At 42.0% G+C, this 18,726-nt stretch carries 16 protein-coding genes; 2 read left to right on the top strand and 14 right to left on the bottom strand.

Annotated features, from left to right (window positions below; all coding sequences use genetic code 11):
- Positions 1 to 52 precede the first annotated feature (52 nt).
- Positions 53 to 3,628 carry a SpaA isopeptide-forming pilin-related protein gene (locus IGI96_RS01115; RefSeq protein WP_270288104.1) on the bottom strand — a complete coding sequence of 1,192 codons (3,576 nt, stop codon included), beginning with the start codon at positions 3,626 to 3,628 and terminating at the stop codon, positions 53 to 55.
- Positions 3,629 to 3,971: 343 nt separating this feature from the next.
- Here IGI96_RS01115 and IGI96_RS01120 point away from each other — a divergent pair, with 343 nt between their 5' ends.
- Positions 3,972 to 5,465: a helix-turn-helix domain-containing protein gene (locus tag IGI96_RS01120; RefSeq protein ID WP_270288105.1), complete on the top strand. Its 1,494-nt coding sequence runs from the start codon at positions 3,972 to 3,974 to the stop codon at positions 5,463 to 5,465.
- A gap of 126 nt (positions 5,466 to 5,591) precedes the next feature.
- Here the strand turns inward: IGI96_RS01120 and lepB are convergent, their stop codons facing one another.
- From lepB to IGI96_RS01155, 7 genes are all read right to left on the bottom strand, one after another.
- Entirely contained in the window at positions 5,592 to 6,140 is a 549-nt protein-coding gene (gene lepB / locus IGI96_RS01125; protein ID WP_270288106.1) for a signal peptidase I, read from the bottom strand.
- A 31-nt stretch (positions 6,141 to 6,171) separates the two neighbouring features.
- Entirely contained in the window at positions 6,172 to 7,602 is a 1,431-nt protein-coding gene (locus IGI96_RS01130) for a S41 family peptidase (RefSeq protein WP_270288107.1), read from the bottom strand.
- A 73-nt stretch (positions 7,603 to 7,675) separates the two neighbouring features.
- Positions 7,676 to 7,897: a YozE family protein gene (locus tag IGI96_RS01135; protein ID WP_270288108.1), complete on the bottom strand. Its 222-nt coding sequence runs from the start codon at positions 7,895 to 7,897 to the stop codon at positions 7,676 to 7,678.
- Positions 7,890 to 8,411 (bottom strand): peptide-methionine (S)-S-oxide reductase MsrA, encoded by a 522-nt coding sequence (msrA, locus tag IGI96_RS01140; protein ID WP_142973199.1) that lies wholly within the window; start codon positions 8,409 to 8,411, stop codon positions 7,890 to 7,892. The genes IGI96_RS01135 and msrA overlap by 8 nt, the downstream gene beginning before the upstream one ends.
- Complete coding sequence (locus IGI96_RS01145; protein ID WP_005229598.1) at positions 8,411 to 9,061, bottom strand: YpmS family protein; 651 nt, start codon at positions 9,059 to 9,061, stop codon at positions 8,411 to 8,413. The genes msrA and IGI96_RS01145 overlap by 1 nt, the downstream gene beginning before the upstream one ends.
- The gene (locus tag IGI96_RS01150) at positions 9,058 to 10,044 is read right to left on the bottom strand and encodes an SGNH/GDSL hydrolase family protein (protein ID WP_010749380.1); all 987 of its coding nucleotides are present in this window, start codon (positions 10,042 to 10,044) and stop codon (positions 9,058 to 9,060) included. The genes IGI96_RS01145 and IGI96_RS01150 overlap by 4 nt, the downstream gene beginning before the upstream one ends.
- Positions 10,045 to 10,256: 212 nt before the next feature.
- Positions 10,257 to 11,099 carry a DegV family protein gene (locus IGI96_RS01155; protein ID WP_026008095.1) on the bottom strand — a complete coding sequence of 281 codons (843 nt, stop codon included), beginning with the start codon at positions 11,097 to 11,099 and terminating at the stop codon, positions 10,257 to 10,259.
- 126 nt (positions 11,100 to 11,225) lie between these two features.
- On the opposite strand from IGI96_RS01155, the gene trhA reads away from it, so the two are divergent.
- On the top strand, positions 11,226 to 11,879 hold the full coding sequence (gene trhA, locus IGI96_RS01160) for a PAQR family membrane homeostasis protein TrhA (RefSeq protein WP_005229593.1): 654 nt from the start codon (positions 11,226 to 11,228) through the stop codon (positions 11,877 to 11,879).
- A gap of 63 nt (positions 11,880 to 11,942) precedes the next feature.
- Here the strand turns inward: trhA and IGI96_RS01165 are convergent, their stop codons facing one another.
- The 6 genes from IGI96_RS01165 to IGI96_RS01190 all read right to left on the bottom strand — a co-directional run bounded on the left by IGI96_RS01165 (position 11,943) and on the right by IGI96_RS01190 (position 18,624).
- A complete protein-coding gene (locus tag IGI96_RS01165) occupies positions 11,943 to 12,431 on the bottom strand; it encodes a dihydrofolate reductase (protein WP_142973198.1) in 489 nt (162 codons plus the stop codon).
- Between the two features lie 5 nt (positions 12,432 to 12,436).
- A complete protein-coding gene (locus IGI96_RS01170; RefSeq protein WP_270288109.1) occupies positions 12,437 to 13,183 on the bottom strand; it encodes a hypothetical protein in 747 nt (248 codons plus the stop codon).
- A 44-nt stretch (positions 13,184 to 13,227) separates the two neighbouring features.
- The gene (locus IGI96_RS01175) at positions 13,228 to 14,175 is read right to left on the bottom strand and encodes a thymidylate synthase (RefSeq protein WP_142973196.1); all 948 of its coding nucleotides are present in this window, start codon (positions 14,173 to 14,175) and stop codon (positions 13,228 to 13,230) included.
- A 16-nt stretch (positions 14,176 to 14,191) separates the two neighbouring features.
- Positions 14,192 to 16,099: an ABC-F family ATP-binding cassette domain-containing protein gene (locus tag IGI96_RS01180; protein ID WP_142973195.1), complete on the bottom strand. Its 1,908-nt coding sequence runs from the start codon at positions 16,097 to 16,099 to the stop codon at positions 14,192 to 14,194.
- A 203-nt stretch (positions 16,100 to 16,302) separates the two neighbouring features.
- Positions 16,303 to 18,339, bottom strand: coding sequence for a cation:proton antiporter (locus IGI96_RS01185; protein WP_270288110.1), 2,037 nt, complete (start codon positions 18,337 to 18,339; stop codon positions 16,303 to 16,305).
- 3 nt (positions 18,340 to 18,342) lie between these two features.
- Positions 18,343 to 18,624: a hypothetical protein gene (locus IGI96_RS01190; RefSeq protein ID WP_015510017.1), complete on the bottom strand. Its 282-nt coding sequence runs from the start codon at positions 18,622 to 18,624 to the stop codon at positions 18,343 to 18,345.
- Positions 18,625 to 18,726 lie beyond the last annotated feature (102 nt).

Below are 18,726 nucleotides of genomic sequence, written 5' to 3' on the forward strand. Positions count from 1 at the left end.
TTCTTTCCTCTCTTCTATGTTTGATATTTTCGTTTTTTCACGAATGGTCAAATTACTTTAATGAGGGCTTGTCTTTGCGCGTAACGTACAGATAGCTACCTGTTAAAAGGACTAATAGACCTGCTGAAAGAATCGCCAGCCACCCATGCCAATTCCCTCCTGTTTCAGGAAGAGACACTTTTACTTGATTGGTGACGATCAATTCTATTTGATTGTTCTTTTCTCCAGAAACAAGAAGATTCGGCTGCAATTTTTCGTCAATCAAGACACTGCCATCCTCTTCAATCCTAATTTTCACAGGTGCTGTTAAACCAGCATAGCCTGTAGGCGTAACAATTTCTTCTAAGGTATAGCTGCCTGGTGTTAGATCATGGAAATGAAATACCGCTAGCGATTCTTGGGATTCTGGTAATTCTATCGTCTGACCGTTTCCGCTTAAGCGGAATTTGGCTCCCTCAAGCGCTTGTCCCAGTTCATCCTGTTTATTGACCACTAAATCAAAAGGTTTTAACTGATTGCCATGGGTAAGAGTCCAACAGTTGGCATCTGCAGCGACGTTTTCCCCTTGATACTGGATCTTTCCGTCTGAACCAACTACAAACTCATAATCACCAGCAATCGTATCGTATCCAAGCGGACCAGCTGTTTCTGAGATGCGATAAGCGCCCGGCTCAAGGATCGTAAATTCAGCCATCCCCACATCATTCGATGTTTCTGAAGCAATTTCTTGATAATCCCCCGCTGCTGTTTTTTGTTGCAGAGAAAAGACAGCCCCAGCTAACAGTACTTGCTGCTCTTTTTGTACCGTATATTTTCGAATAGCAACTGGAATTTCTGTAAACGGATTGGTGATCTCCAGCGTAATCGTATGATCGTCCACTGTGACGGGCTGCCCATCGATCGTCGTATTCCCTTGCGCATCGATATGAATTAGCCACTCTGTCTGCTTAGACAAATGATGTCCCGCCGGTGCAGTGACTTCCTCCAAACGATAGGTCTGATCTTTTTGCAACACAGTATCTGCTGGCAGCCCATACGTTCCATCCCCTTGATCCACAAGGGTCACTGTCTCTCCTGCCCCCGTTAATTCAAAAACGGCACCTGTCAGCTTCACCTCTCCTACAGCGGATTTTTTGATCAGGTTTAATTCCAAGGGCACAAACGCCTTTGTGTTTTTCCATGTATAAGCGTCCACTTTTGTCGCTTCATAACCTGCCACTGCTCGTTCATTTGTGACTTGATAATCAAAAGTTTCTCCTTGATTGTTATACAGCGGCAGTAAACGGGTTTCTTCGTACTCCGTCCCATCCTTTTCAGAAAGCGCGTAAACCTTGCTTCGTTCCCAAGTTGTCTGATCTTGGGCATCGGTCTCAGTAAGTTTGAGATACCCTGTTTGCCAGCTATTCTCATTGCTGACAGGACTCCTGCTTATTTCAAAATAGATCGTTTCAGGACGACTGGAGGTATCGCCATCGTATTCTTCCCAGTGCTTTTTGATCGTCACCTCCTTCCCAGGTGCTTTGGCGGATGGCACACCAAACAATGCCTTTTGATCGGACTGATGATTCGGATAAAATACCGTTTCGCCATTCATTTGATACCAAGTATCTGGTTTAAACTCCGCTGCTTCTGTTTGAATCCGCACTTGATAATGAATTTGCAGTTCTTGCCCTTCGCCTAAATAAAGACCTGAAGCATGGATTGTATTGTCAGACATCGAAATGTCAGGCTGCACCGTTAGAGCAGCAGACCCGACACTTTTGACGGACAAGCTATTTTCTTCGTAGACAAATGGCTGCGAAATGGGGTCAGTAATCTCGCCATCGGTGACTGTTGCCGCAATGTGAAGGGCTTTTTTCTCGAGATAGTCGGCAATATCCGCTGCTTCATTCGCTGACTCATAATAAAGATGGCCGTCTTCATCAGCAGAAACCATCTGTCTCATTTTTTTCTCGACATCGGCCTTTGTATACCCAGCGGTTTGATCTCCTTGCAGTTGAATCCCCAACCCATGAATCTCGATGCCGCGCTCTTTTAACGCCATTGCTTCACCAATCGTGGCGATAAAGGTATTGTTGATCCATTTATAATTGTTCTGTTGATCAAACGCAAAATAGCCATTGTAGAGAAACGATGTATTCATCGGCTGGTCTTGAGTAAGAGAAAAGGCGGTTCCATAATAACTGCCGTCTGCCTGGGTATGCACTTTAGACACATGATAACTGTAGGTCGGTACACCATCTGTTAGCAAAACGATGACTTTCTTATGTCCATTTTGCGTCGATAGCATATCCCCTGCTTGACGTAGCCCCCTTTGTGTAAAGGTTCCCCCAGCTGCTGTTTCTGGCGTCATCGATCGGATCGTCTCTTTGACTTCAGAAAATTTTCCTAATTGGCAGGTTTTGTTTTGGTAATTGCTGCCATCACTGGAATAACCGACATAGCCCATGTAGACACTGTCCTGAATGCCGCTTCCTTCAATTTGATTTAAAAAGCGATCCACGCCTTTTTTCACTTCTGCGATCCGTCCCATCTCATTCATACTGCCTGACCAATCCACTACCAACACGACATCGATGGGATCAATTTGACGTTGAACATTCCCTCGTACATTTAGGTAGACATCAAATAGTCCCGGGGTATTCGTCTCTTTGGCAAATTTTCGTAGCGCGAAATCTGCTTCGTCTCCTACACCACCATATTCAATATATGAATGGGTCAAATTTGCTGGATCGCCATTCCATGTAGTTATGCCGTCCCACGTTTCGCCTGCATCCTTGTTCCCCTGATGATTTAAGACGTTACTCTTTTCATCAGTTTTCCAGTTCGCCGCAGGATACGTCCCGCTTTGGTCTGTCGTATAATCTGGTTCAATCGAAGCAAAAGCCTGTGAAACGGTCGTTTTTTGATAAAGACGTTCTTGTTTAAATGGTTCAATGAGCGTTTCCTCTTCAGAAGCACTTGTCGCCGTTCCTGTCTCGTTTGTCTCTTCCTTCGTTTCTTCGTTCGAAACTTCTTTTGAACTTTCAGTCGACGCTTGCTCCGAGGTCGACTCACTCACGGCTTCTGAAGAGGATCCAGTGCCAGAATTGACTTCTGACGTTTCTGAAGAAGCAGAATTTGTGGCAAGTGGGATTTCAAAAACTGATTCATTCAAAGACAGTAGGTTGTACGATTCTTCACGTTCCTTGTCATATTCTTCGATCTGAATCATCAATTTTAGCTTTTTCGTTTCTTCAGGCAGCTGAAAGATCAGTTCTTGTTCCGTTGGTGTTTGCAAGAAAGCTTGGGTTGTAAGCCAAGACTGTGCGGAATCATCCTTGACTTGAGTCATCTCTTCATTGCTTGTTTTTAATAACGACTGTTCCTTCGTTTCATCGATCGCGTATAGTTGTACCCAGAGACGCTGCTGTTTGTTTTTTTGCGGTAGTTGATAGCATAAAGAAAATTGATGGTCCTCTTGGTGACCAGTCAGTTTGATCTGCTTCGTTTCAGCAATAGTGATCGTATGTTCTTCTTGTGCACTTGCAGTCCCGTTTGTTTGCAAACTCGAATAAATGAAAAATAATATCCCCCCTAACATACAGAAAATGAAAGAGAACCAGTGGTGTCTCTTTGTCAAAAACATAAAAAGACCTCCTTTCAAAGAATCAAAAATTACAAGCTGATCATACAAGAAAGAAGCAAAAGACACCTCTTTTTTTTATTTTCTGAAAAATAGAACTAATTGGCACACCTGTAGTTATTCATAAGAAAAAAAAGTTGGTTATTTTAAAGTTAATTCATTATCTATATGTTATTTAATAATGTAAAAAAACTATCGTTTTTCACCTGCGATTTCTATTTTTGTTCTTTATGAGACAGTTCTATGAAAAATTTGTCTCAATTTTTCTAAAAAAAAGCAAAAGTTTTGAGACGTGTCTTTACACCGTTATATAAATACGTTATTAATAAAACAAGAAGGTGATCATTTGATTGAAAAAATACTCTTAGATACCCGAGCGTTAGACAAAATCGGACTCTACGGAAAACTATTATCAATTGCTCCGGGTGAATACAACCTAGAGTTCGTGAAAAATCTGACCCACTTAAGTACAACACGATTGAAAAGTTTACTTTCCTCGATCCAAATCGACTTGCAAAACCTCTCTCCAGTAAATCTTTCATTACATAAAAACACCCTGAATCTTCCTAAAAATTTGATTGAATACAACCAATATCAGCAATTTTTAGCGCAAGAAAGTATTTCTTACAAATTATTGTTAAGCATCTTGACCAATCAAGATGAAAGTTTACTGGCATTTTGCCAAAGAAACTATATCAGTCGTTCGACTTGCTTTCGGCAAACAAAGAAGCTGCAAGACCATTTGAAAGAATTCAACGTGACGTTAAATCAGTCCGCTATGGCACTTACAGGTTCGGAGATGGTGATTCGCATCTTATTGTTTAATTTTATCTGGCACATTTCTTTAGGAGATAGTTTGGCGAAGGCATTTGATCAAGAGATCGAAGAACTTTTTGTGACTTACGAAGGAACGAAGTACAAAAGCAAGTATGAGATTGGCAAAAAAGAAGCCTTGCTTCATTGCAAAATCTGCCTATTTCGTATCAAGAATGGCCACGCGACAAATCTTTATCAGTTAACGAACCAGTCCTTTATTCCCAGTGGTGAAAATCTTGATTTCTTTTCAGCTTTTTTTGAAATCATTGATTCAGCGATAGATATTCTTGAGATCAATGCTTTGTTTTTCCTTTTTTATTACTGGCCGATGCTAACTTCAGCGGCAGACGTGCGCCTTCCGATCGTTCAAGACTGTTACAAGCATGAAAAATCGGAGTTAAAGGAACTGATGGCTGAATTTGAAGCACACTGCCAAAAATTTCTCTGTGATTTTGATTTCGACCATCAATCGTTTCTTTATATGAATACATATCTTACATTGCTGAAGTTCTGCATATTCAAGCAAAAAGTCCCTCTTTTAAATTTTTTCGAAACAACTGTAATCAAAGATAAGTACCCATTACATACGATTTTGACAAATACGATTCAGAGCTTTTGGCGTAAAATAGCAAACCGCAAAGGCTACGAGTGGTTAAAAGCCTGCTATACGGATCTTGCTTTTTATCAAGCGTGTTTGCTTTACCCCATTTACATCGAAAAGGAACAGAAATATAAGCTTAAAGTTGCTTTTGTCTATGTATCCAATTACTTGGTCTCAATGGAAGTGTTTAATATATGTGAACGATTGCCTTATGTTGAAATTGAACGGATCACGCTGCCCACAGAGGAACCCTTTGACTTTTATATTCTGAGTTCCCCACAGCTTTTACCTCCTTTTACAACCGAGGAAAACACTGCGATCATTGATTTTTGCCGCTACCGTGATTTTGAAACGAATCTATGTCAGAAACTCTTGGCTGCTTTTAATGAAAAAATACAAAGAATAACTGCCAATAGCGCCTAAGTTCACCCTTTTCTCGATACAAATCACATCCTTTTGAAAAAGGATCATTGCTATACAACATCCCCCCTTGGAATCAACAGATGATTCCAAGGGGGGATGTTTATTTAAGAATATTTTTTTCTCAGTCTAAATCAGCCGAATATGAGTCAATGGATAATAGACAAAGCGGGCATTGCCTAAAATCGCATCACCTGATATAGGACCAAAGGAGCGGCTATCTTTAGAGGCACGTCGATTATCACCAATGACAAAATAACTGTCTTTGCCTAATTTCTCAACGCCCAATAAAGATTCCAAATCAAAATCATTGGTATAAGAGGCAGACTCATGATCGTTGCTGCGGTTTTTCACTAGAAAATCTTCATCTACCGGTTCATCATCAATGTAAAGTTGATCATTGACATATTTCACCGACTCACCCGGCAAGCCAATCACCCGCTTGATATAGGTCGAACCATCCGGCATCTGGAAAACAACGACATCAAAACGCTGGATCGGTGATATCTTTTCGATGACCACCATATCTCCTTGTTTTAAGGTTCCTTCCATCGAGTTTCCTTCAACAGGAACTGGGATCAACAAGAATGCCCGAATCAAGAAGGCTGTTGCAAAAGCGATCAACGCATATTTCACGACTAACCAAAAACGATCGATCCACTGTCTCTTGGCATTCACAAATCTACCTCCTCTCTGATTTTTTCCTTACTTATTTTTCTGAAAGCAAGGACAGTGCTTTTAAGTACGCTGGGTCCTCTGCTTTGAGTTTCTCTGCTACTTCTTTTTCAATTGCTTGGGCAGTGTCGGCATCGACTTCACCAGTTGCCTTTAGGTCATGAGCTTCTTGGAAGGCTTTCACAGCTGCAGTCGTCTCGTCATTGAAGGTATCGCCGCCAGTGGCATACCCTAACGCTTTAAGAAATTGATTCAGATTGTTGACAGCCGTTGACGATTGTCCAGCTTTTAAGGCATTATCACGAGGTAATGGCGGGAAATACGCATATTCTAGATAATCCTCTTCATAGTCCGGCATCACGCCTTGATCGTTGACCCAATTTTCATTCGGTGTCAGCCATTTCATGACCGTCATTTTTAATTCACTATTATCCCCCAGATCCTTCACATTTTGAACGGTCCCCTTACCAAAGGTTTCCGTACCAACGACTGGGATATCCGCTGATTCTTGCAGGGCTGCGGCAAAAATCTCAGCTGCGGAGGCACTGCCGCCGTCGACTAAAACAACGACTGGCTCTGTGACTTTGAATCCTTCATCCAATGCTTCGCTCGCTTTGGTCTCACTGACAACCCCTTGATTATTGGCAAACTTCACAATCGTTTGGCCGTTTTCTAAAAACATACTTGCCATGATCTGGACTTGATCCAGCAAGCCACCAGGGTTTTGTCTTAGATCAAGAACAAACGACTTCGCACCGTCTTCCCGCAATTCGGTAATCGTTTCTTTCAACTCAGCTGCTGTGTTTTCTGCAAATGAGGTGATATCAATTCGACCGACCGTATCATCATTTTCAACCAGTTCACCATGGACCGTTTCGATTGGGATCACGTCCCGAGTGATTTCCACATCAAAGGTATCTGCTCCACGCTGAATCGTTAACGTCACCTGCGTGCCTTTTTCCCCTCGAATCTTACTCACGACTTCAGACAATTCCTGTCCTTGCGTATCTTCCCCATCGACTTTGACGATTCGGTCATTCATGCGCAGACCACTTTTTTCTGCAGGGGTGTTTTTGATTGGCGCTTGTGCGACCTCGGGATAGTCTTCAACAATCGTCAAGGTAGCACCGATCCCTTCAAAACTTCCTGAAAGGGACTGATCCAAGTTATCCGCATCTGATTGGTTCAGATACGTCGTGTAAGGATCGTCAAGCGCATCGGTCATCCCTTGAAGAGCACCTTCAATCAAAGCATCCTCATCGACTTCTTGGTAATAATTCGCAAGGATCTGGTCATATAGCGACTGGATTTTCTCCATCCCGCTGGCTTCTGTGCTCGTTTCTGTCACCGGTTGCGTCGTCTGCTGATTTTGCTGGGCTGTTTGCCATAAATAGACACCGCCTCCTGACAAAATTGCGACACAAACGAGAGAAACAATATATCGGCTCGTCGTTAAACCTTTCATTCACAACACCTCTCTGAGAAAAAACAGCTTCGTTCTGTGGATTTTATACAACCAGGCAAAACGAAGGACGTTTTTATTTGTTATTTTCGAGATACTCTGCCCAGATACGATCAAAAATATCCATGGATGGCAAATAATCAACGTTTAGTTCCAGATAAGAAGAGACTTCATCATAATCATCACTGTGCTTTGGAAACTGAATATCATGACTCGCATGAGTGGCAAAGATCTGTGCCTCATCTGTATAACTCGGACCTTTGACTGCCATTAAATAGCTATAAAAACTTTTACGCATGTTCTTGCTCCCAATGATCTTCTAAAAAGGCTGCTCGACGGGCATGATTGCGAGCAAAATTTTCAGGATTCTTTTTGTAATACTCTTGATGTTCTTCTTCCGCTAAATAAAAGGGTTGCGCTGGTTCGATCGTGGTCACGATCGGATCGGTAAAGCGACCGGAAGCCTGAAGTGCTGCTTTGCTAGCTTCGGCTTTTTCTCGCTGCTCTTCATTAAAATAGAAGATAGCCGGACGATAATTGTCGCCGCGATCTTCAAATTGTCCAAAAGCATCGGTTGGATCTGTTTGCTGCCAATAAATCGTCAAGAGATCTTCATAACTGATTTTTTCTGGGTCGAAAATGATTTCTACTGCTTCGGTATGCCCTGTTTGATGGCTTTTGACTTCTTCATAGGTTGGATTTTCGGTATGTCCTGCGGTATAGCCAGAAAAAATCGAATGCACCCCTTCGAGTTCATCAAAGGGCTGGATCATACACCAGAAACACCCACCTGCAAAAATTGCTCGTTCCATTATTCATCCTCCGTTTCAGCTGGTAAATATAAGCTCATTTGAATTTCATCATCTACAAGATTGATTTTGTTTGCCTTGATGAACAATCCGTTTTGCATGCGGAATTGATCCAATCGTATCAGTATAATTTGTTCATCGGCATTGACATCGATCCATTCGGGAAATTTAAAACTACGTTTGATCATTTTCATTACTTCACTGGTGGGCAAATCCAAGGTGCCAATCGATAAACTTTTGGCTTTTAATTGGACATTGCCTTCTTCTGTCACATAAGGATCAAAATAGAGATAAAACGTGATAGGAAACCCTAATACTTGAAACTCGCCTGTTAAGAGTGCTTCGTTTCTCAGCTCAAAATTATATTTTACCTCTTGATCCTTTTGAAAATCAGATAGATAAAAATCAATCAATTGATTGACTTGGCTTTTGTTGCTGTTAACGGTCAGAACAGGACTGCCCTCCCGTTGAACAAGTTCAGCACTTTCATTTAAGCCAGTTTCTCGCTGCTGAAAAATTCTTGAAGCAAAGAAAACCGTTGTCCCCAAAAGGATGCCGACCAGAACTAGAAAAGCAATTTTCCAGTAGTTGATCGATTTTTTAGTGCTTGCAGCTGTTTTTTCCAGCTGCTTCTTTGATTCGCTTGGTTTCATTTTGCTTCCTCCTCTAGCAACCAATAGTTTTGTGTTTTGATCACTTCATCGCGAACGGCATTCGCCATCAGTTGATACCCAAGATTATTGGGATGGAAGCGGTCGCCTTCATACAAAACATTGTTGGTGATATTATTCCCGACAGCTTGCGATGAGTCGGTAGTCGCCGACGTGCTGCTTTGTGTCTCATCAGCATTTGGCGCCGATGACTCAGGTAAACTTCCAGTGTCGGTTGTTTGTGTTGTTTCCTCAGTTGCGTCTTCTTCTGTATCCGCAATACCGACCTCATCACTCAACCCTTTATAGAGCAAATCGTTGATAGGAATAAAAAAGGCATTTTCTTGCTGATTGACGAACGTTTCCGTCTGTTTATTCCAGTTATCAATGATCGTCTGCATGTCGGTGATCTCTGGAAAGTTCAGATAAAATGGATTGTAAATACCCAAAACATAGATTGGGGCATCGCTATTTAGTTCACGGATTTGAGCGAATAAATCTTTTAAGCGTTCATTATATTCTGCCATCGGTTCCGTAAACGTCTCGATACTCAGACCGAAGAAATTGCTTTGGATCACTTTTAAGACGTCATTTCCGCCGACGGTCAAAGTAATCAGGTCCGCTTGACTAAGGTCTTGGCGCAAGTCTTCATCATTTTTGACTCGTTTTAAAATCTGGTCGCTTCGTTCACCAGCGACCCCATAATTTTTGGTTACTAAATTGCTCAGATCATAGCGGTCCTCTAGATCTCCTGCCAAAATAGGCACAAAGCCGCCCCGAGCTGTTTCATCCCCAACACCCTCTGTCAATGAATCCCCAAGAGCGAGGTATTCAATGGCGGATTTTTTCGAATCATTGGCTGCTAGCTTATCCACAGGGGTCAGCAGTGGTTGCGCTTTGGGAACAGCTAAATGAAACAGTACACCCGTTCCAACGGCTATCAGTCCCACAACGATCAAATAAGTTACTAATTTCTTCCATTTCACAGGTATTCAAACTCCTTTGTAATCTTTGCTATTTTAACAAAATTCTCATAAAATTCCTAGTCGCAATCCTTCAAACTTAAGAAAGAAAACAGCTCCCTACTCTCTGAATAGACAAAGAATCGCAGCTTCATTCTGCTTTTTCTTCCTTTCAGCTTTTCATACACCAAAAAGCGATTCGTCGTCAAACGAATCGCTGAAAGGAAGCACCTTTTTTATTCCGTACTGTAAGTGATCGCAAACGCACCTCTACCTGTATGAGTGGCGATGATCGGTGTTGTGTGAAGCAATGGGATCTCCAAGTCAGGAAACAATTCTGCTAGTTCTTTTTGGAAACGTTCCGTGATTTCTAACCCTTCTGCATGAGAAATACCAATTTTCGTCACTTTTGGCATATTCTTCAATTCTGCTTTTAATTCCTCAAACCATTTATTGAACGTCTTGACGCCGCGTCCTTTGACGACTGGAATCAGTTCTGAATGATCAAAATCCATGATCACTTTCATGTTCAGTAAGCTCGATAAAAGACCTTTGGCACGACTGATGCGCCCACCTTTTACTAAGTTTTCTAACGTTGAAACGCCGATAAATAATTTCGTATGCTCACGCACCAGATCCACTTCTGGTAAAACTTCTTCTAGTGTCTTACCGGCTTTAGCCAATTCTGCTGCCCGAATCACTTGAAAAGCCAACGCTTGGTCTGTCGTGTCGCTATCGATCACGGTGACTTTGGCTTTTGATAAATGACTGGCTTGACGAGCCGCTTCCACAGTTCCACTAAGACCTTTGGTCATATGGATCGATAGTATTTCACTGCCATCTTTGCCTAATTCGTCATACAGTTCTACAAAATGACCAATCGGCGGCTGACTAGTTTTAGGTAATTCTTTGGCTTGCGCCATCATTTGCATAAATTTTTCTCCCGGCAACGTTTCATCATCTGGATAAACGACACCATCGATCATTACAGATAAAGGCACGACATGGATAGCCAAAGCATCACGGACACTTGGTTCCATCGTACTGGAAGAATCTGTCACAATTTTAAGATTTGCCATCATATATTCACTCTCTCTTTAAATCAAGTCTTTTTTCGTGGTAAAATAACCACAGACCATTTATACTAAGTATAACAGAGAGAAAAATTTTTTTCATCTAATTTCGATTCGAAAGGACGGTGCCGAATGCAGCACATGAAGTTTAGTCGCAGATATTTGATCGTCAATGAAGTATTAAATGCAGTAACCCACGGGATCGGATTAGGACTGAGTATCGCAGGACTGGTCATCCTCTTAATCAAGGGGGCAAATCTAGGGTCACCTATCCACATCGTTTCCTATGCCATTTATGGGTCGATGATGATTTTGCTCTTCCTCTTTTCTACCTTATTTCACAGTTTGATTTTTACCAAAGCAAAAAAGGTCTTCCAAGTCTTTGATCATGCCTCCATTTTCTTGCTGATCGCTGGAAGTTATACACCTTTTTGCTTGCTTAGTATCCAAGGCTGGCTTGGCTGGTCACTCTTTGTCTTGATTTGGCTACTAGCAATTAGCGGCATCGTTTATAAGTCACTGACTCTTCATAAAAAAGAGACCGTCTCAAAAATCTCCACTCTGATCTACATCATCATGGGCTGGTTATGTGTTATTGCCTTTAAACCTCTGATCGAACATTTAGGCTACTGGGGAACATTTTTACTAGCAAGCGGTGGTGTTTCTTATACTGTAGGTGCGCTATTCTATAGTTTAAAATCCGTTCGGTTCATGCATGTGGTTTGGCACTTATTCGTTATGTTAGGTGCTGGACTGATGTACTTTTCCGTCTTGTTGTATACCTAAAAATGAAGCACTGCTTATAAAAAAAGAACAGGAAACTTTCGCTGCAGAAAGCTTCCTGTTCTTTTATTTTCTACGATAAAATTCAAATTGATGGGGATAATTGTTCTTTTCATCGACGATCCCATCAATCACATGATCAAGTTTCCATTGCGTCCAATCAATCTCTGGGAAATACACATCTCCGTTAAATTCCGCAGCGATCACTGTACGGTACAATTGATCGCAATCGTCAATCATCGCTTCAAAAACACCTGCTCCACCAGTTAAAAAAACGGGATGCTCTTGCTGCTTCACATACGCCAAAATTTCCTCACGGTCATGCATCACTAAGGCGCCGTTGGCTTGATAATCCCGATCACTCGTCAAAACGATCGTCGTACGCTGTGGCAGTAATCTTTTTCCCATGCCTTCAAAGGTTTTGCGCCCCATTATAATCGTATTATTGATGGTTTGCTCTTTAAAAAATTTCAAATCATTCGGCAAATGCCACGGCAGTGTACCATCCGCTCCGATCAACCCTTTTTGATCTTGTGCCCAAAGTGCGATCAACATAAAAATTACATCCCTTCTGTATAAAATGACTCCGAAATAATAGCAGCAACCTGCAGCCGCTGCATCAGCTGAAAAGCTGATTCATGCTCAAATGGATCTTTGTTGCGCTCCTCAAAGCGCAAGCCATCACAGGCTTGGTAAACAATTGTGCCGCCGCTTCTTTGGATATTTCGCGGCCATTCCCCATCGTTTAAATGCGCGTTGTTGTTTTTCAGCAAGGTCGGTATCAGGGAGATTGGAAAGAGAGCAATGCCAGCTGCGACATCAACTTCTTCTATTTGAAAGAAGTCAGCAGCGATCTCGTTGATCAAGCGCTCCGTTCTTTGCCACGTTTGCGGATGACTCGCAAACGCCCTTGCAGTTCGTCCAAGGATACAATACGTATTCGCAGGTAAAGGCTTTTTGCTTATTGCCACTAGTTCTTCGGGATAGGTCTTCATCCACGTCACCACGCGATCAAAATCACAAATATGCAGCGAATCCAGAGCTGGCAGGTGGTGCTGGGCAGCAAAAACAAGCCTTCTGCGGGCATCCGCTGCTCCTTTTGCTGGTATAAAAATGGCAGTACACTGCTGATTTGATCGAATGGCTTCCTTTAGCTCTGGCACTGTTTCTTCGGATACGGATAGCCAAACTGCATCATAGTGCTGATGCAAGAAATCGATGACTTGCTCAATGAGCGCTGCAGTAATCGATCCAGCATGTCTCTGATGAAAGGTCGCCGCAAAGCCTCGCTTGTGGGTATTTACCATTACGCCTCATTCCTTTCTTTATGAAATGAAACCCAAACAACCACTTAAACTGCGATCGGTGCTTTGATCGTTGGATGCGGCTCATACCCTGCCAAGGTAATATCTTCCATTTCAAAATCAAAGATCGACTGTTTTTCAGGATTTAACTGTAAGGTTGGCGCCGGACGTACCGAACGAGACAACTGTTCCTTCATCTGTTCCATATGATTGCTGTACAGATGAGCATCGCCTAATGTATGGACAAAATCCCCGACTTCTAGTCCAGTTTCATGAGCAATCAGGTGCGTTAATAGCGCATAACTAGCAATATTGAAAGGAACGCCTAAAAAGACATCGGCACTGCGTTGATACAGCTGACAGCTTAAGCGACCCTCATGAACATAAAATTGAAACATTGTGTGACAAGGTGGCAACGCCATCGTCGGTATATCTTCAGGATTCCATGCGGAGACGATCAGACGGCGAGAATCCGGCGTCGTTTTGATCATGTCGATCACTTCTTTGATTTGATCGATAAACCCGCCGGTACTTTTTTCCCAATGCCGCCATTGATACCCATATACATGGCCCAAATCGCCGAAAGTTTCAGCGAAAGCATCATCGGCTAAGATTTTTTCACAAAATAGTTTCAACTCATGTTGATACTGTTCATTGAAAGCTTCATCCACTAATGAACGGCGACCAAAGTCTGTCATATCAGGACCTGTATAAGCATCACTTTTAATATAGCGTTCAAACGCCCATTCATCCCAAATGTGGTTATTATGTTCCAGCAGGTAGCGGATATTGGTATCTCCCTTTAGAAACCACAATAATTCGCTTTTGATCAAGCCAAAAGGAACTCTTTTTGTTGTCAGCAAAGGAAAGCCTTGGGACAGATCAAAACGCATTTGATGACCAAAGACACTGCGTGTTCCCGTTCCTGTACGATCACTTTTATCATTGCCTTCTGCTAATATTTTTCTTCCTAGATCTAAATATGCTTGTTCCATCGTTCTCTCCTTTACTCTATACAAATTCGCTCAAATATTCCCAGCGATCCATTTTTTCTGCCAGTTGCGTTTCAACCTCGCTGATTTCTTGCTGTAATTTTTGCAGCTTAGTAAAGTCCGCGCCTTGATGATTCATTTCTTCGGTCAAAGCGGCTGCTTTTTCTTCTAATACCGCGATATCATCTTCAATCGTCGCCCACTCTTTTTGTTCCATATAACTCAGTTTCTTTTTGACAGGCGCTGCAGCAGACGCCTCACTTTCAGCAGAAAGTGAATCGGTTTTTGTTTCTTTTGGCTCTAGTACACTCGAACTAGCTTTATTGGTATTGGCTGCTAGATATTCATTGATGGAACCAAAGTAGGACGTAATTCTGCCATTTCCTTCGAAGATCAGCAATTTTTGGGCAACTTTATCTAAAAAGTAGCGGTCATGAGAAACAGTGATGACTGCACCTGGAAATGTTTCCAAATAACTTTCCAAAATCGTCAAGGTATCAATATCCAAATCGTTAGTCGGTTCATCTAACAAGAGAACATTTGGCTGTCCAATCAATAGCTTGAGTAAAAATAGTCGTCGTTTTTCCCCGCCAGACAGCTTGCCGATCTTGGTGCCATGCATGGATCGCGGAAATAAAAACTGTTCCAGCATTTCGGCGACACTGACTTGGGAACCATCCACTTTTTGCACTTCCTCGGCTGCTTCTTGCAAATAAGCAATCATTCGCTGATCAGGGTTCATCGCTTCAATCGTTTGCGTATAATAAGCCATTTTCACAGTCACGCCCATCGTACGCTCCCCTTCTTCTAAAGGCAGGCGACCAGCTAAAATATTGAGCAACGTCGATTTGCCCGCACCGTTTTCTCCTGTGATCCCTAAGCGTTCTCTTGATTGAATCAACAAATCAAAGTGAGACAAAATCGTTTTGTTTTCAATCTTGAAACTTGCATCTTTTAGTTCTAAGACTTGTTTGCCTAAGCGTGTCGTAGCAACATCAATGGCCACTTCGCCGTTTCGTTTTACTTGATGTAGGTTTTCTTTTAAATCATCGAAACGATCGATCCGTGCCTGTTGTTTCGTTGTACGAGCCTTCGCTCCAGTGCGAATCCAAGCCAACTCATGTTTGTACAACTGCTTGCGCTTGTCTTCTTGCGTCTCCTCCACACGTTCTCTTTCTGCTCGAGCATGAAGATACGTCTCGTAATTACCCTGATATTCATGCAGCTTGCCAAAAGACAATTCAAAGATCCGATTAACGACTCGATCCAAAAAGTAGCGATCGTGGGTCACCATCAGTAACGCACCCCGATAATTTTTTAGATAGCCTTCCAACCATTGGATCGCATCATAATCTAAGTGGTTAGTCGGTTCATCCAATAACAACAAGTCTGGTTCATCGATCAATACTTGAGCCATAGCCACTCGTTTCTTTTGACCTCCAGATAACTCACTGACTTTTTTTTCTAACTCATTGATCCCAAGTTTTTGTAAAATGATCTTGGCAGTTGTATCTGTATTCCAAGCATCGGCTTTATTCATCGCTTCTTCTGCCAACTGATAATTCCGTTGCGTTTGTTGATCCAAGCCATTATTCTCTAAGGCAATCAGCGCTTTTTCATAGTCACGAACAACGCGAATCAGCGGACTGGTGCCTTGAAAAACAGCATCTACAACAGATAATTCTTCTTGTAACTGATTGTCTTGAGTCAAGAAACCGATGCGATAATCTTGGGCGGCAAATACCGTTTGGCGATCGCCATCGCCGCGATCCAAACCGGCCAAGATCCGTAACAAACTCGATTTACCCGTGCCATTGACACCGATCAAACCGATTCGATCTTTTTCATGTATCAGAAAAGAAAGCTGATCAAACAGTGTTTTTTCACCATATGTTTTGGTTAATTCACTTACTTTTAATTCTTTCACAGAATCCCTCCTGAGTTTTTTCTTCGCTCATTGTACCACATTTCATCAGCGGAAACGATGAGAGAAAAAAATCAATTTTTGTAAAAAAAGAATGCCTTCGTCAGTCTACTCCTTCTGATCATCGATGTTGATCATCTTTTAGGAATAACCTGACGAAGACACTCCATAAAACGTGCCTCAAGTTGTGCGCCTCTTGAGACGTATTATCGGCGAAACATTCGCTGCTTCGGCTGTTCTTCTGCTCGAGACATCGCATACGATTCTAACAGATTGACATTGCGTCGGTATTCATTTGCCGAAATCGTTGAGATTTTCTCCGCCACTTCATATTCATCGATCGTTTTGCGCTCAAGGTAATAGCCCCAAAGGACTTTCTTAACAAAAATCGGGTCTTGCTCGATCATGATCGTTTCAATGAAATTGCTGTGTTCAAATCGTTTGATGCTCATTTCTCGTTGACGAATAAAAAAATTGATCAGCGAGGAATCATAGACATCTTCTAAATTGCTCAAACTGTGAAAAATATATTCACTGTTCTTTAAGTAAATTTTTTGTACTTCAGAAATGTCTCGTTGCTTCAAGGCAGCTTTTAGCTGCTGCTGTCGCTGTAAAAACAAACGAGGATGGATCAATACACGAATAAAGCGCTGAATAAAGAAGAGCCAAAAACTAAAGAATGAGAGAATTTGTTTTGCGAGGGAATGCTGTTGCTGAGAAATAAACCGTGAATAAAAACGATAGCCATTTAGACTGACTTTCCCATTTCGATAGGCTTCATCCAAGCCATCTTGTTCGATCGACAAGATCAACCCTTGAATTTCTTGGATTTCTTGTTTTTCTGAATCTGTCAAACTATTGCGATACAATTCCCAACGGCGATTTTCATAGGAATTGATGACAGCATCGATCGCTAAGCGACCTTTATCAGAAAGCTCTTGTTTTTCTTCTGCTTCCAATTGTTCGATGACGTCTTCTAAGATCAGCAAGTGATTGAAGTCGACACTTTCGGCAGCTTCACCATCTGCCAAATAAGGCAAGACCATCACGCTGATGATCAATGTCAGCAAAATCACACAGGCGGTCAAAAACAGAAGCAAGCCTCTTTCATGAAAAGGTGCATCATGCACCATCACAGGCAAAATAAAGATGGCTGCCAAACTGACTGTTCCCTTGACTCCGCCAAAAGTTAACAGGGCGACTTGATTCATTGATACTTGTTTTTTTGACTGTAAAAACCAATAGTAAAACAACAAAAAGAGAAAACGAACAAGGAAGATCACCGCCGTGATCACCAAAATCGTAATCACTAGATGCCAGTTTGCATAATTATTGCTCTCCCAGATTGGTGAAAATACTTGTGACAACTCGATTCCTAGAAAAAGAAACACCAATGCATTCAATGTAAAGACAATGGTCGACCAAGTACTTTCTGAAATGTTCGCCAGCTCTGCATCAAACAACGAGATCCGTCGTTTTCTTTGGGCTTGGGCTACACCTGCCACAACGGCTGCGATGATCCCTGAGACCCCGATCATTTCGGCCAGCAAATAGGCAGCAAATGGCAAGAGCAGTTCGATCAATAAGTATACTGTGACATCTTGTGCCGAGATTTTTTCAATAAAGCGCAAAATTCGACGTTTCAGCCACACGATCAAGTAACCGACAAGCCCGCCGCCGATACTAGAGAATAGGAGCTGGAACCCTGCGTTGGCTGCTGAAAAGCTCCCGGTGGTCAAAGCTACGATAGCAAACTGCAATGCGGTAACCCCTGAAGCATCGTTCAGTAAGCCCTCGCCTTCCAGAATGTGCATAATGTTTTTGGAAATTTTCAAACGTTTTGCTAATGAGGAGACTGCCACTGCATCAGTTGGTCCTAACGCAGCACCAAAAGCGAAACAAGCAGCCAGAGGAATCGTGGGCATCAACCAATGGAGCGTTCCGCCGACAGCAAACAGTGTCATTAAAACGCCGCCAAAAGCCAAAAACAATACGATCTTGCTGTTTTTGAGGATTTCAGGTACATCTGCTCGTTCTCCTTCACGAAACAGCAGTGGTCCAATGATCATTACTAAAAACATTTCCGGTTCAAAAGCGATTTCCTGTCCCATTTCTGTTAAACCTAGTAAAATCCCTAAGATGATTTGAATAAAAAAGATCGGTACCGAGGGTAATATTTTGCTCGCCACATTTGATAACGTGACGAGAATTGCAATGATAATGACGAGTTCAATAAATTCCATCCATTACCCTCTTTTCTTTCGAATAGCTAATAACAGCTCAAGAAAATCTTCTTTTTTCAAAAGGATCTTATCGTTTAGAAGACCTAACTCCTTTTCGTTATTTTCAATTTCGCATTGGACACGCCGTGATTCCAAGCGGTAAAGATCGTGTTTCATTCGCTCAAATTTACGAAAAAGCAATGGATTTTTCCGTTGCAAGTACTCACGAATCTCTTTTTTTTCAGCTGGTGTAAATTGTCCCAACTGTTTCATCAGTTCTTGTTTGCTTAAACATTCCTTGTTCATGATTGTGCTTTGGGCCCCTTTTTATTATCAATTTATCTTTTTATTTATCGTATAAATCAAAATTATCTCTTGACCGCTAGTATTCTAAGCCAATCATTCAAA

The organism is Enterococcus sp. DIV0421 (assembly GCF_051713745.1).
Taxonomy (GTDB): Bacteria; Bacillota; Bacilli; order Lactobacillales; family Enterococcaceae; genus Enterococcus_D; species Enterococcus_D casseliflavus.

What these genes read in the sequence shown, in the direction of transcription:
- IGI96_RS01115 (WP_270288104.1), bottom strand. Translation starts at nt 3,628, where the DNA reads ATGTTTTTGACAAAGAGACACCACTGGTTCTCTTTCATTTTCTGTATG.
- IGI96_RS01130 (WP_270288107.1), bottom strand. Translation starts at nt 7,602, where the DNA reads ATGAAAGGTTTAACGACGAGCCGATATATTGTTTCTCTCGTTTGTGTC.
- IGI96_RS01135 (WP_270288108.1), bottom strand. Translation starts at nt 7,897, where the DNA reads ATGCGTAAAAGTTTTTATAGCTATTTAATGGCAGTCAAAGGTCCGAGT.
- msrA (WP_142973199.1), bottom strand. Translation starts at nt 8,411, where the DNA reads ATGGAACGAGCAATTTTTGCAGGTGGGTGTTTCTGGTGTATGATCCAG.
- IGI96_RS01145 (WP_005229598.1), bottom strand. Translation starts at nt 9,061, where the DNA reads ATGAAACCAAGCGAATCAAAGAAGCAGCTGGAAAAAACAGCTGCAAGC.
- IGI96_RS01155 (WP_026008095.1), bottom strand. Translation starts at nt 11,099, where the DNA reads ATGGCAAATCTTAAAATTGTGACAGATTCTTCCAGTACGATGGAACCA.
- trhA (WP_005229593.1), top strand. Translation starts at nt 11,226, where the DNA reads ATGCAGCACATGAAGTTTAGTCGCAGATATTTGATCGTCAATGAAGTA.
- IGI96_RS01165 (WP_142973198.1), bottom strand. Translation starts at nt 12,431, where the DNA reads ATGTTGATCGCACTTTGGGCACAAGATCAAAAAGGGTTGATCGGAGCG.
- IGI96_RS01170 (WP_270288109.1), bottom strand. Translation starts at nt 13,183, where the DNA reads ATGGTAAATACCCACAAGCGAGGCTTTGCGGCGACCTTTCATCAGAGA.
- IGI96_RS01175 (WP_142973196.1), bottom strand. Translation starts at nt 14,175, where the DNA reads ATGGAACAAGCATATTTAGATCTAGGAAGAAAAATATTAGCAGAAGGC.
- IGI96_RS01185 (WP_270288110.1), bottom strand. Translation starts at nt 18,339, where the DNA reads ATGGAATTTATTGAACTCGTCATTATCATTGCAATTCTCGTCACGTTA.
- IGI96_RS01190 (WP_015510017.1), bottom strand. Translation starts at nt 18,624, where the DNA reads ATGAACAAGGAATGTTTAAGCAAACAAGAACTGATGAAACAGTTGGGA.